Below are 12,687 nucleotides of genomic sequence, written 5' to 3'. Positions count from 1 at the left end.
CCGCCCTACGCGAGCGGGTCCGGGATCCCGACCGGCTGCAGGAGCCAGCCGAAGTCGCCCAGGCCGCCCGGCGCGGTCAGCTCGGCGGCCTCGCCCGCGCCCGCCAGGGCACGTACGTACGCCGCCGGGTCGGTGGTCGCCAGGGACAGCGGCGGGCGCCCGCCGGTGACCCCCAGGGCGCGCAGGGCCTCCCGCTGGGTGAGCAGCCGGGCCCCCGGCAGCGCGCACGCGTCCAGCGCCACGTGCGCGGTGATGTCGCACGACCCGTCCGGGACCGGCGCGGTCTCCCGCCCCTCCCGGAACCCGGTGAGCGTCCCGAAGGGCGGCCGGGAGCCGGCGAGGTGCGCGTAGTCGACGGCGACGGCCAGCCCCCGCTCGACGCCCGCCACCGCGGCGGCCCACGCCCGGTCCCGGGGCAGCCCGACCTCGGCCCGCAGCCTCTGCTCCGGGGCGAGCGGCCACCACCGGTCCAGCCACTCGGCCTCGGCCCCGCCGACGGGCTCCCCGAGCGCCTCGCCGCCGTCCTCCCGTACGAGCACCAGCCGTGGCACGCCCGCCGCGTCCACCTCGACGACGTCCACGGGCACGTTGTCCAGCCACTCGTTGGCGAACAGCAGCCCCGTGACGCCCCCCGGCGGTTCGGCGACCCACTCGATGCGGTGATCCAGTCCGGGCGGCCGGTCGGCCACTTCGACGGCGTACGCGCGCGTGCGTCCCGCCACGTCGGCGGGCAAGGCCTCCAGCACCCCCGCCACCAGCTCCCCGCGCCCGGCCCCCATGTCCACGAAGGCCAGCTCGCCGGGCCGCCCCGCCCCCTCGTCCACGCGACACAGCAGCCGGGCCACGGCGGCGGCGAACAGCGGGGAGGCGTGCACGGAGGTCCGGAAATGGCCGGCCGGCCCCTCCGGCCGCCGGTAGAAGCCCTCCGGCCCGTACAGCGCCTTCTCGGCCGCCGCTCGCCAGGGCCGCGCCTCGTCGGGGGCGGGAGTTCGTAGGCGATTCGTCACAGCGTCAGGCTAAGCGGAACGGACAACAACGCCTCCACCTTGGGGAGTACATGCCCCCGTCACGGATCGGCCCTCCGGTTGACCCCGGCACACCGCCCGCTTCCCTACGCTGGGTTACGTGCAGCGCCTCTATGACTTCCTCCGCCGACACCCGACATGGGTCGACAGCTTCTGGGCCGTCGTCCTGCTCGGGGTGACCCTGGCCGGCGGAGCGATCGACCCGGACTACGCGCGTGACATGAACGAGACCGCGTTCGTGGTGATCACGCTCGTGCTCTGTCTGTCGATCGCCCTGCGGCGCCGTATGCCCGAGAAGATGCTGATGCTGGCCGCCGCGGCGGGCATCGCGCAGTTGATCCTCGACGTGCCGAGAATCCCGGCCGACTTCGCGATGCTCGTGGTCATCTACACGGTCGCGGCGAACGGCGCCCGCTGGGCCTCCTGGTTCGCCCTGGGCGGCGGCCTGTGCGCGGCGTCGCTGGGACAGCTGCGCTGGACCGATGACGACACGAGCACGATGGGCAACGCGGTGCTCGCGCTGTTCCTGACCGTGCCCTTCGCCCTGGCCTGGGTGCTCGGCGACTCGCTGCGCACCCGCCGCGCGTACTTCGCTCAGCTGGAGGAGCGTGCCGCCCGGCTGGAGAGGGAGCGCGAGGCACAGGCCAAGGTCGCGGTCGCCGCCGAGCGCGCCCGGATCGCCCGTGAACTGCACGACGTGGTTGCCCACAACGTGTCCGTGATGGTCGTCCAGGCCGACGGCGCCGCGTACGTCCTCGACGCCGCCCCCGACCAGGCGAAGAAGGCCCTGGAGACGATCTCCTCCACCGGCCGCCAGGCCCTCGCCGAGATGCGCCGCCTGCTGGGCGTGCTGCGCACCGGTGAGCACAAGGAGGTCGGCGAGTACGTCCCGCAGCCCGACGTCGAGCAGATCGACGACCTGGTCGAGCAGTGCCGGGTGGCCGGGCTGCCCGTCGACTTCAAGATCGAGGGCACTCCGCGCCCGCTGCCCAGCGGGGTGGAGCTGACGGCGTACCGCATCGTCCAGGAGGCCCTCACCAACACCCGCAAGCACGGCGGCCCGAACGCCGGGGCGAGTGTCCGGCTGGTCTACTTCGACGACGGCCTCGGCCTGCTCGTCGAGGACGACGGCAAGGGCGCGCCCCACGAGCTGTACGAGGAGGGCGGCGCCGACGGCCAGGGGCACGGCCTCATCGGGATGCGTGAGCGCGTCGGTATGGTCGGCGGCACGCTGGACGCGGGCCCCCGCCCCGGCGGCGGCTTCCGGATCAGCGCCCTGCTGCCCCTGAAGCCCGCGCACTGACCCGGCCGTGCCGGCCGCTGACACCGGTAGACCCGACACCCGTAGACCCGACATCTGTAGACGGAAGAGGACCCGATGGCGATCCGCGTGATGCTCGTCGACGACCAGGTGCTGCTGCGCACCGGGTTCCGGATGGTGCTGGCGGCCCAGCCGGACATGGAGGTCGTGGCGGAGGCGGGCGACGGCGTCGAGGCCCTCCAGGTCGTGCGGTCGACCGAGGTGGACGTGGTCCTCATGGACGTCCGTATGCCGAAGCTGGACGGCGTCGAGGCCACCCGCCGTATCTGCGCGGAGCCCGAGCCGCCGAAGGTGCTCATCCTCACCACCTTCGACCTCGACGAGTACGCCTTCTCCGGGCTGAAGGCGGGCGCCTCCGGCTTCATGCTCAAGGACGTGCCGCCCGGTGAGCTGCTGGCCGCGATCCGTGCCGTGCACAGCGGCGACGCGGTCGTCGCGCCCTCCACGACCCGGCGGCTGCTCGACCGGTTCGCCCCGATGCTCCCGGGCACCGGCTCGGAGCCGAAGCACAAGGAACTGGAACGGCTCACCGAACGTGAGCGCGAGGTCATGATCCTCGTCGCGCAGGGCCTCTCCAACGGCGAGATCGCCGCCCGCCTCGTCCTCTCCGAGGCCACGGTCAAGACCCACGTGGGCCGCATCCTGACCAAGCTGGGCCTGCGCGACCGCGTCCAGGTGGTCGTCCTGGCGTACGAGACGGGGTTGGTGCGCGCGGGGGGACACGGCTGAGACGGCCGGCCCACGGCCCTCCGGTTCGCCCGTGCCGCCGTGCGTCCGGCTATCTGAGCATCCCCTCCAGGAAGTCGCTGCCCAGCCGGGCCACCACCGTCACGTCCAGCTGGTGGAGCACGTAACGGCCCCGGCGGCGCGTCGTGAGGAGCCCCGCCTTCTTGAGGACGGCCAGGTGCCGGGATATCTCCGGCGGGGTCATGCCCAGCATCTGGGCCAGCTCTCCCGTGGTGTTCGCGCTGCGGGCCAGATTGCGGCACAGGCGCATCCGGACGGGGTGGGCCAGCGCGGTCATGCGCAGGGCGAGCTGGTCCACGGAGGGCGGGGTGGCGGGCTCGGCCGCGCTCACCGGGTACTGGATCACCGGCTGCCAGCCGAACCGGTGCAGGACGGTGAGATGGGGCCGCCCCAGGCTGGTCGGCACGAGCAGCAGGCCGCCGTCACCGGTGTGCGTACGGCCTTCGACCAGTTTGTCCACGACGATCCGTCCCGCCGCCCCGTCCCGCCCCGCCGCACCGCCCCGGCCGCCCGGACCGTCCGCGGTGTTCCTGCCGTCCGGGTCGTCCGTGCTGTTCCGACCGTCCGGGCCGTCCAGGGTCAGTGACGGCGAGACGGCCCCCAGCGCCTCGGCCAGCCCCTTGTGCCGCAGCAAGTCGGTCTTGTGGCGGGCGTCCGCCGCGAGCGGGTGGCACAGCCGGGACCAGGTCTCGGCGAAGAAGGCCGCGTCGCAGTCCTGCAGGAACTGCCGCAGCCAGGCCCGCACCCCGGGCGGGTCCGCCAGCAGCCGCCCGGCGAACCGCACTTGCCGAGGCCCGCGCGCGGCGGCCAGCTCCAGGGCACGGCGCCGCATCTCCGCGTCGGCCAGCGGACCGGGCCGCGGCGAGTCGTAGGCGTACCCGGGGGAGCAGACGAACTCCAGCCCGGCGTCGACGAACTGGTCGTCCGTCAGTTTGTCCAGCAGATCGAGGTCGTCGGCGAGTGTCGTACCCGGGAGGGTGTCCCGGCCGGGGATCCCGGCGAAGGGGAGGAACAGGTCGGAGAACGACGTGCGCCACAGAAAGTCCGCCTCGGACATCCGGTCGGCGAGATGCGGGTCGAGCCGGGCGGTCACCCCCGTCACCCAGCCCTGGAGCCCTGGGTGGTGTCCGGGCTCGGACAGCACGTGCAGCGCCATGCCGAGCTCGGCCAGCGGGGAGGGCACGACGGCCACCTTCTCCCGCCGCAGCCCGGTGATGTCGATGCGCACACTCATGGCCCCATGGTGCCCCCGACCACTGACACCGCCCCTCCACCGCCTCGGTCCCCCAACCCCGCGTCCGGCAGGTCTATTCGCGGGCCACCTTCTCCACGAGGCCCACGAAGTTTGCCACGGCCGCCCGGACGTCGTCGGCCGTCCACTCCAGCGCGGCGGCCCGTACCTCGATCTCCGTGACGGCCAGTCCGGGCCCGCCCAGGTCCCACGGGCGGGCGAAGAGCAGCGCGTCCGTCTGCTCGCCCTGGCGCACCGAGGCCTCCGCGACGACGTCGACCTCGTACGGCAGCCAGACCTGGAACTCGTGGGTGTGCGGCTCCTCGGGGTGCACCCGGGCCCACGGCACCCCCGCCGCCGCGAACCCCTCGCGCAGCGCGGCCGCGACCACGCGCGCGTGGCGGACGTACTCCGGCAGCCGGGGCAGTTCGCGCTCCAGGCCGACGAGGGCCGACAGGGCGGTGGGGAACTGCTGGAAGAGCTGCCCGCCGTACCGGTGCCGCCAGGCCTTCGCCTCGTCGACCAGCGTCCTCGGGCCGGCGATCGCGGCGCCGCCGTAGGCGCCCAGCGACTTGTAGTACGACACGTAGACGCTGTCGGCGAGGGCCGCGATCTCGTCGACGGGGCGGCCGAAGTGGGTGGTGGACTCCCACAGCCGGGCCCCGTCGAAGTGGACCACCGCCTCCCGCGCGCGTGCCGCCTCGGTGACCTCCTCCAGCTCCTCCCAGGAGGGGAGCAGACAACCGGCCTCCCTGAGGGGCAGTTCGAGCATCAGCGCCCCGAAGGGCTCGTCGAGATCGCGTACCTCCTCGGCGGTCGGCTGCCTCGGCTCGCTCGTCAGCCGGACCGGGCGCAGCCCGCTGACCTGGCTGAACGCGTGCCGCTCGTACATCTCGGGGTGCGAGAGGGCGTGCAGGGCGACGGCGGGGTTCCCGGTGCGGGCGGCCCAGCAGCGCAGTGCCACCTGCTGGGCCATCGTGCCGGTCGGGAAGAACGCGGCGGCCTCCATGCCGAGCAGTGCGGCGGTCCGCTCCTCCAGGGTCTCGACGACCCCGTTGCCGTACATGTCGGAGGTCCGGTCCAGGTCGTACACGTCACCGGCCGTCTCCAGCAGCGCCAGGCGTTCCCGGACCGTGGCCAGCGCACTCGTCCGGGCCAGCACGCGCCCGGCCGCCCGGTGCGCGACCTGCCGCCGCTCGTACCGCTTCATCGCAGCATCACTCATCCTGGGATCATCCCCTCGGGCCGTCCGACCCGGCACCCGGTTTTGGAGCCGAACCGGCCACATGTCGAAGCACTCCGCCCCGACCTGCGGAAACGGCCCGCGGCCGCCCACAGGCTGTGGACAACCGAACGCCCCTCGAACCAATCGCGTTAACATGACGAGAAATCGTCCGGTACCCAGAGCGGACTGGAACGGGAAGGCCACCACCGAGTGAGTACATTCCAGCAGCCAGAGCCGAAGGACCGCCCCGCGCGGCTCGCCGTCGGTGTGGTCGGCGCCGGCCGGGTCGGTCCCGCGCTGGCGGCGTCGCTCCGGCTCGCGGGTCACCGGCCGGTGGCCGTCTCCGGCGTCTCCGACGCGTCCCGGCGGCGCGCCGCCGAACTGTTGCCCGGCGTCCCACTGATGTCCCCCGCCGAGGTGCTGAGCCACGCGGACCTGGTCCTGCTGACCGTCCCCGACGACGCCCTCCCGGGGCTGGTCGAGGGCCTCGCGGAGACCGGCTCCGTACGGCCGGGGCAGCTCCTCGTGCACACCTCCGGGCGGTACGGCGCGAAGGTGCTGGACCCCGCGCTGCGGGCCGGGGCGCTGCCGTTGGCGCTGCACCCCGCGATGACGTTCACGGGGACCGCGGTGGACGTGCAGCGGCTCGCCGGCTGCTCCTTCGGGATCACCGCCCCGGACGAGCTGCGGCTCGCCGCCGAGGCGCTGGTGATCGAGATGGGCGGCGAGCCCGAGTGGATCGCCGAGGAGAACCGCCCGCTCTACCACGCGGCCCTCGCCCTCGGCGCCAACCACCTGGTGACCCTGGTCGCCCAGTCCATGGAGCTGCTGCGCACGGCCGGGGTCACCGCCCCCGACCGCATGCTCGGCCCCTTGCTGGGCGCCGCCTTGGACAACGCCCTCAGGTCCGGTGACGCGGCCCTGACCGGCCCCGTCGCGCGCGGGGACGCCGGCACGGTCGCCGCGCACGTCGCGGAGCTGCGCGCGCACGCACCGGCCGCCGTCGCCGGATACCTGGCGATGGCCCGCGCCACGGCCGACCGGGCCCTCGCCCACGGCCTGCTCAAGCCGGAGCTCGCCGAGGACCTCCTCGGGGTGCTCGCCGGCGGGACGAGCGGGACCACCGGAGCGGACGGATCCGACGGCACCGAAGGGGACGCCCGATGACCATCACCGTGCTGCGCACCGCCGACGAACTGCACGCACGCGCGCGTACGGGACGCCGGGCCGTCGTGATGACCATGGGCGCCCTGCACGAGGGCCACGCGACGCTGATCCGCAGCGCGCGCGAGATCGCGGGCGACACGGGCGAGGTCGTCGTGACCGTGTTCGTCAACCCCCTCCAGTTCGGCGCCGGCGAGGACCTCGACCGCTACCCGCGCACCCTCGACGCCGACGTCAAGCTCGCCGAACAGGCGGGCGCGGACGTGGTGTTCGCCCCGTCCGTGGAGGAGGTCTACCCGGGCGGCGAACCCCAGGTCCGGATCACCGCCGGGCCCATGGGTGAGCGCCTGGAGGGCGCCTGTCGCCCCGGGCACTTCGACGGCATGCTCACCGTCGTCGCCAAGCTGCTCCACCTCACCCGCCCCGACGTGGCGCTCTACGGCCAGAAGGACGCCCAGCAGCTCGCCCTGATCCGCCGCATGGTCCGCGACCTGAACTTCGGCATGGAGATCGTGGGCGTCCCGACGGTCCGCGAGGCCGACGGGCTGGCCCTGTCCAGCCGCAACCGGTACCTGTCCACGGAGGAGCGTCGCACCGCCCTGGCGCTCTCGCAGGCCCTGTTCGCGGGCCGTGACCGGCACGCCGCGCAGGAGGCGCTGCGCGCCCGCGCCCGTGAGGTGCCCGCCACGCGCGCGCGTGCCGAGGCCCTCAGCGCGATCGGCGAGTCCCGCGCCGCCGCCGACGCGCACGCCATGGCCAAGTCCGCTCCCGGCGGCCCGGCCGCCGTCCGCGCCGCCGCCCGTCTGGTCCTCGACGAGGCCCTGCGCATGAAGCCGCCGATCGTCCTGGACTACCTGGCCCTGGTCGACCCGTCGGACTTCACCGACATCCCCGACGACTTCACCGGCGAAGCCGTCCTCGCCGTCGCGGCCCGGGTGGGGACGACCCGGCTGATCGACAACCTCCCCCTCACCTTCGGAGCCGCCTCGTGACCACCACAGGCATACGCCCGCCCGTCGCCCACCACCACCCTCGAACGGGAGCGCTTCGCGCTCGCCCCTTCCTCCACGCACCCGCACCGGGCTGGTCCATCGACGCCGACGTCGTGGTCGTCGGCTCGGGCGTGGCCGGCCTCACCGCCGCGCTGCGCTGCGAGGCCGCCGGCCTGTCCACGGTCGTCGTCACCAAGGCCCGCCTCGACGACGGCTCCACCCGCTGGGCCCAGGGCGGCATCGCCGCGGCCCTCGGCGAGGGCGACACCCCCGAACAGCACCTGGACGACACCCTGGTGGCCGGCGCGGGCCTGTGCGACGAGGAGGCCGTACGCATCCTCGTCACCGAGGGCCCCGACGCCGTACGCCGGCTGATCGCCACCGGCGCCCACTTCGACGAGTCGGAGGAGGGCGGCCTGGAGCTGACCCGCGAGGGCGGCCACCACCGCCGCCGCATCGCCCACGCGGGCGGTGACGCCACCGGCGCCGAGATCTCCCGGGCCCTCGTCGAGGCCGTACGCGCGCGTGGTCTGCGCACCGTCGAGAACGCGCTCGTGCTCGACCTGCTGACCGACGCCGCCGGCCGCACCGCCGGAGTCACCCTGCACGTCATGGGCGAGGGCCAGCACGACGGCGTGGGAGCCGTGCACGCCCCTGCGGTCGTCCTCGCGACGGGCGGCATGGGCCAGGTCTTCTCCGCCACCACCAACCCCTCGGTGTCGACCGGCGACGGCGTGGCCCTCGCCCTGCGTGCGGGCGCGGAGGTATCCGACCTCGAATTTGTCCAGTTCCACCCGACCGTGCTGTTCCTCGGCGCGGACGCGGAGGGCCAGCAGCCCCTGGTCTCCGAGGCCGTTCGCGGCGAGGGCGCCCACCTGGTCGACGCCGACGGCGTCCGCTTCATGGTCGGACAGCACGAACTGGCCGAGCTGGCGCCCCGGGACATCGTCGCCAAGGGCATCATGCGCCGCATGCAGGAGCAGGGCGCCGAGCACATGTACCTGGACGCCCGGCACTTCGGCGCGCACATGTGGGAGCACCGCTTCCCGACGATCCTCGCGGCCTGCCGCGCCCACGGTCTCGACCCGGTCACCGAGCCCATTCCGGTCGCCCCGGCCGCCCACTACGCCTCCGGCGGTGTCCGCACCGACTCCCGCGGCCGCACCACCGTCCCCGGCCTGTACGCCTGCGGCGAGGTCGCCTGCACCGGTGTCCACGGCGCCAACCGGCTCGCCTCGAACTCCCTCCTGGAGGGCCTGGTCTACGCCGAGCGGATCGTCGCCGACATCGCCGCCGCCCACGCCGACCACGGCCTCCACGCGCGCGTGCCCCAGCCCGCCCCGCACGCGGAGCAACCCGCGCACCCGCTGCTCGCCCCGGAGATACGGTTCGCGATCCAGCGGACCATGACCGAGGGCGCCGGCGTGCTGCGCTCCGAGGCGTCCCTGGCCACCGCCGCGGCCGCCCTGGACCGGCTGCACGCCGAGGCCCGCGACGCCCTCGCCGAGAACGGGAAGACGGCCGAGCCGGGCGTGGACACCTGGGAGACGACCAACCTCCTGTGCGTGGCCCGCGTCCTGGTCGCCGCCGCCCGGCTGCGCGAGGAGACCCGCGGCTGCCACTGGCGCGAGGACCGCGCCGAGCGCGACGACACCGCCTGGCGCCGCCACATCGTCGTACGGCTGAATCCGGACCGGACGCTCGCCGTACACACCACGGATACCGCAGACTTCCCCCCGACCCGGCAGCACCAGCAGGAGCAGTGACAGACGTGAGCACTCCCGACCTTCCCCTCGCCCAAAGCGGCGGCTGCGGCGACGGCTGCGCCTGCGGCGCGGACGACGGCCTCAGCGAGGAATACCTGGAGTGCGGGCTCGATCCCGCGCTCGCCCAGCTCCTGGCCGACGCCGGGCTCGACCCCGTGGAGGTCGAGGACATCGCCAATGTCGCCATCCAGGAGGATCTCGACCACGGCGTGGACGTGACCACGGTCGCCACGATCCCCGAGGACGCGCGCGCCACCGCCGACTTCACCGCCCGCGAGGGCGGCGTCGTGGCGGGCCTGAGAGTCGCCGAGGCGGTCCTCTCGGTGGCCTGCTCCGACGAGTTCGAGGTCGAGCGGCACGTCGACGACGGCGACCGCGTCGAGGCCGGCCAGAAGCTCCTCAGCGTCACCGGCGCCACCCGTGACCTGCTCACCGCCGAGCGCAGCGCCCTGAACCTGCTGTGCCGCCTCTCCGGCATCGCAACCGCCACGCGCGCGTGGGCGGACACCCTGGAGGGCACCGGGGCCAAGGTGCGCGACACCCGCAAGACGACGCCGGGGCTGCGTTCCCTGGAGAAGTTCGCGGTCCGCTGCGGCGGCGGGATCAACCACCGCATGTCCCTGTCGGACGCGGCCCTGGTCAAGGACAACCACGTGGTCGCCGCGGGCGGTGTCGCCCAGGCATTCAAGGCCGTGCGGGAGATGTTCCCCGAGGTGCCCATCGAGGTCGAGGTGGACACCCTGCACCAGCTGCGCGAGGTCGTCGACGCGGGCGCCGATCTGATCCTCCTGGACAACTTCACGCCGCTGGAGTGCGAGGAGGCCGTCTCGATCGTCGACGGCCGCGCCCTCCTGGAGGCCTCGGGCCGGCTGACCCTCGCCAACGCGAAGGCGTACGCGGACACCGGCGTCGACTACCTGGCCGTCGGGGCCCTGACCCACTCGTCCCCGATCCTGGACATCGGCCTCGACCTGCGCGCGGCCGAGTAGGGACGGGGGCCGGTCATGCTGCTGACGATCGACGTGGGCAACACCCACACCGTCCTCGGACTGTTCGACGGCGAGGACATCGTCGAACACTGGCGCATCTCCACGGACTCGCGCCGCACCGCCGACGAACTGGCCGTCCTCCTCCAGGGCCTCATGGGCATGCACCCGCTGCTCGGCGAGGAGCTCGGCGACGGCATCGACGGCATCGCGATCTGCGCCACCGTCCCGTCGGTGCTGCACGAGCTGCGCGAGGTGACCCGCCGCTACTACGGCGACGTCCCCGCCGTCCTCGTCGAGCCCGGCGTGAAGACGGGCGTTCCGATCCTCACGGACAACCCGAAGGAGGTCGGCGCCGACCGCATCATCAACGCCGTCGCCGCCGTCGAGCTGTACGGCGGGCCGGCCGTCGTCGTGGACTTCGGTACGGCGACGACGTTCGACGCGGTCAGCGCGCGCGGCGAGTACGTCGGCGGTGTCATCGCACCCGGTATCGAGATCTCCGTCGAGGCGCTCGGCGTCAAGGGCGCACAGCTCCGCAAGATCGAGGTCGCCCGGCCCCGCAGCGTCATCGGCAAGAACACGGTCGAGGCGATGCAGTCCGGGATCGTGTACGGGTTCGCCGGGCAGGTCGACGGCGTCGTCAGCCGCATGGTCCGCGAACTCGCCGACGACCCCGCGGACGTGACGGTCATCGCGACGGGCGGGCTGGCACCGATGGTGCTGGGCGAGTCCTCGGTGATCGACGAACACGAGCCGTGGCTGACGCTGATCGGGCTCCGGCTGGTGTACGAGCGGAACGTGTCGCGACTGTGAGCGCCTGGGGGTGTTCGTCGGGTGCGGGTGGGTGGGGCTGGTCGCGCAGTTCCCCGCGCCCTGAAAGAGGCCTACGGCCCTTCGGGGTGAAAGCACGGGCGCAGCCCTGCTCTTCAGGGCGGGGAACTGCGCGAGAAACCCACCCACCCGCACCCGCAACGCACCCCTCGCGCCCCCACCCGGGTGGAACCGTCGGCGCCACGCCCCCTCATCACATCCGTTTTGTCTGATTAGCGCGTATCGTCGCCGCATGCCCACGCCCCACGGAACCCGCGGCGGCATGGCGTTCGGCGCTGAGGAGCTGCGTGTGCTCCGCCGTGCCCTCGCCCTCGCCCTCAACCCCAGTCCCGTCTCGGCGGAGGAGGTGCAGGACTGCCTCCGGCTCGCCGAGTCCGTCGACGAGGCGGCCCGCGAGGACGCCCGTCTGAGGGCCTTCCTGCTGGCCGACCTCGCCCGGTACCGCGCCGCGCTCCCCGGCACCGTCACGGGCTACGCGGCACTCCTGACGCAGGCCCTGGACACCGGGTACCGCCCCCACCGGACGACTCGCCGCCTGCGCCGCCTGCGCGGCAACCCGCCGCCGCTGCCTCGAGCGCTGCTGCCCGCTCCCCGCTGCCCAGGACGTGCGCGCCCGTTTCGAGGGCGCGCGGCCGTCTCGGCCGTCGTCGTCCCTGCCTCGCGCTCCGCCTCCGGCCGCTCACGGCTCCGGCTCACCGCTCCGGGCGGTCTGGCGGCGCGGGACAGCCACACGCGCGCCGCCGGAGAGCCCGCCCGGCCGCCCCGCCCGGCCGTCCTGCCTCGCGGAGCCGGCCGAGCCCGCCGACAAGCCCGGCCCGGTGCCCCGCCCCGACGCCCCGCGCCCGGCCCGCCTACTCGTCCCCACCCCCCGGCGAGGTCTTCCCGCCCAGCGGAAGCCGCCCGCCCCGCCCGCGAACCCGCCCCAGCAGTTGGCCGCCGTCTAGCCCTGGCTACCCTGGACATGGACTACGTCTCCGCGCGCTGCTGCCCCCTGATGGCCGTGCTGTTCATCAGTTCGTCATCAGGGTGATCGTGAAGACCCAGGGCGGTCCCAACAAGGCCAAGGAGGAGGTGGTCGACGCGGCCCTCGCCCGCGCAGAGAACACCCGCCAGGCTTGGCGGCGACTCCCGGACCACCGGCGCCTGACGCGTATCGCTCCCGCCCATCGGCGTACGACTCGTGTTTTTCGAGTCGTACGCCCTTTGTTCCCCCGCTCCGGATAGTGTGCGGAACTGTGCCTCGCCCATTGGGAGAACTCGAAGACGCCGTCATGACGCGGGTGTGGAAGTGGAACCGCCCGGTGACAGTTCGGGAAGTCCTGGAAGACCTTCAGCAGGAACGGTCCATCGCGTACACCACCGTGATGACCGTTCTGGACAATCTCCATCAGAAGGG

General features: G+C 73.7%; 12 protein-coding genes. 9 read left to right on the top strand and 3 right to left on the bottom strand.

What is annotated here, in order from left to right:
* Positions 1-5: 5 nt before the first annotated feature.
* Positions 6-1,007 (bottom strand): SAM-dependent methyltransferase, encoded by a 1,002-nt coding sequence (locus E4N62_RS18005; RefSeq protein WP_230215601.1) that lies wholly within the window; start codon positions 1,005-1,007, stop codon positions 6-8.
* 118 nt (positions 1,008-1,125) lie between these two features.
* Here E4N62_RS18005 and E4N62_RS18000 point away from each other — a divergent pair, with 118 nt between their 5' ends.
* Together E4N62_RS18000 and E4N62_RS17995 are read left to right on the top strand one after the other, a co-directional pair.
* Entirely contained in the window at positions 1,126-2,328 is a 1,203-nt protein-coding gene (locus E4N62_RS18000; RefSeq protein WP_230215599.1) for a sensor histidine kinase, read from the top strand.
* 75 nt (positions 2,329-2,403) lie between these two features.
* On the top strand, positions 2,404-3,075 hold the full coding sequence (locus E4N62_RS17995) for a response regulator transcription factor (RefSeq protein ID WP_184905083.1): 672 nt from the start codon (positions 2,404-2,406) through the stop codon (positions 3,073-3,075).
* Between the two features lie 49 nt (positions 3,076-3,124).
* On the opposite strand, the gene E4N62_RS17990 is transcribed toward E4N62_RS17995, so the two are convergent.
* Together E4N62_RS17990 and E4N62_RS17985 are read right to left on the bottom strand one after the other, a co-directional pair.
* Positions 3,125-4,327 carry a DUF5937 family protein gene (locus E4N62_RS17990; RefSeq protein ID WP_230215597.1) on the bottom strand — a complete coding sequence of 401 codons (1,203 nt, stop codon included), beginning with the start codon at positions 4,325-4,327 and terminating at the stop codon, positions 3,125-3,127.
* Between the two features lie 73 nt (positions 4,328-4,400).
* Positions 4,401-5,549 (bottom strand): low specificity L-threonine aldolase, encoded by a 1,149-nt coding sequence (locus tag E4N62_RS17985; protein ID WP_230215595.1) that lies wholly within the window; start codon positions 5,547-5,549, stop codon positions 4,401-4,403.
* 210 nt (positions 5,550-5,759) lie between these two features.
* On the opposite strand from E4N62_RS17985, the gene E4N62_RS17980 reads away from it, so the two are divergent.
* The 7 genes from E4N62_RS17980 to E4N62_RS17950 all read left to right on the top strand — a co-directional run.
* A complete protein-coding gene (locus E4N62_RS17980) occupies positions 5,760-6,716 on the top strand; it encodes a Rossmann-like and DUF2520 domain-containing protein (RefSeq protein ID WP_230215594.1) in 957 nt (318 codons plus the stop codon).
* A complete protein-coding gene (panC, locus tag E4N62_RS17975) occupies positions 6,713-7,705 on the top strand; it encodes a pantoate--beta-alanine ligase (protein WP_230215593.1) in 993 nt (330 codons plus the stop codon). The genes E4N62_RS17980 and panC overlap by 4 nt, the downstream gene beginning before the upstream one ends.
* 11 nt (positions 7,706-7,716) lie before the next feature.
* A complete protein-coding gene (locus tag E4N62_RS17970) occupies positions 7,717-9,471 on the top strand; it encodes an L-aspartate oxidase (RefSeq protein WP_230216289.1) in 1,755 nt (584 codons plus the stop codon).
* Positions 9,472-9,476: 5 nt separating this feature from the next.
* A complete protein-coding gene (gene nadC / locus E4N62_RS17965; protein WP_230215592.1) occupies positions 9,477-10,460 on the top strand; it encodes a carboxylating nicotinate-nucleotide diphosphorylase in 984 nt (327 codons plus the stop codon).
* Between the two features lie 15 nt (positions 10,461-10,475).
* Positions 10,476-11,273, top strand: a complete 798-nt coding sequence (locus tag E4N62_RS17960; RefSeq protein ID WP_184905069.1) for a type III pantothenate kinase — start codon at positions 10,476-10,478, stop codon at positions 11,271-11,273.
* 250 nt (positions 11,274-11,523) lie between these two features.
* On the top strand, positions 11,524-12,321 hold the full coding sequence (locus tag E4N62_RS17955) for a hypothetical protein (RefSeq protein WP_230215590.1): 798 nt from the start codon (positions 11,524-11,526) through the stop codon (positions 12,319-12,321).
* 205 nt (positions 12,322-12,526) lie between these two features.
* Positions 12,527-12,687: BlaI/MecI/CopY family transcriptional regulator (locus tag E4N62_RS17950; RefSeq protein ID WP_230216286.1), on the top strand; the 161-nt coding region annotated here is incomplete at its 3' end.

Source organism: Streptomyces sp. MNU76, assembly GCF_020982545.1.
Taxonomy (GTDB): Bacteria; Actinomycetota; Actinomycetes; order Streptomycetales; family Streptomycetaceae; genus Streptomyces.
This window is presented reverse-complemented; position numbering and strand designations above follow the sequence as displayed.

Bases quoted from the DNA above. Each gene is read 5' to 3' on its own strand.
- panC (WP_230215593.1), top strand. From the start codon at position 6,713: ATGACCATCACCGTGCTGCGCACCGCCGACGAACTGCACGCACGCGCG.
- E4N62_RS17990 (WP_230215597.1), bottom strand. From the start codon at position 4,327: ATGAGTGTGCGCATCGACATCACCGGGCTGCGGCGGGAGAAGGTGGCC.
- E4N62_RS17985 (WP_230215595.1), bottom strand. From the start codon at position 5,549: ATGAGTGATGCTGCGATGAAGCGGTACGAGCGGCGGCAGGTCGCGCAC.
- E4N62_RS17995 (WP_184905083.1), top strand. From the start codon at position 2,404: ATGGCGATCCGCGTGATGCTCGTCGACGACCAGGTGCTGCTGCGCACC.
- E4N62_RS17955 (WP_230215590.1), top strand. From the start codon at position 11,524: ATGCCCACGCCCCACGGAACCCGCGGCGGCATGGCGTTCGGCGCTGAG.
- E4N62_RS17960 (WP_184905069.1), top strand. From the start codon at position 10,476: ATGCTGCTGACGATCGACGTGGGCAACACCCACACCGTCCTCGGACTG.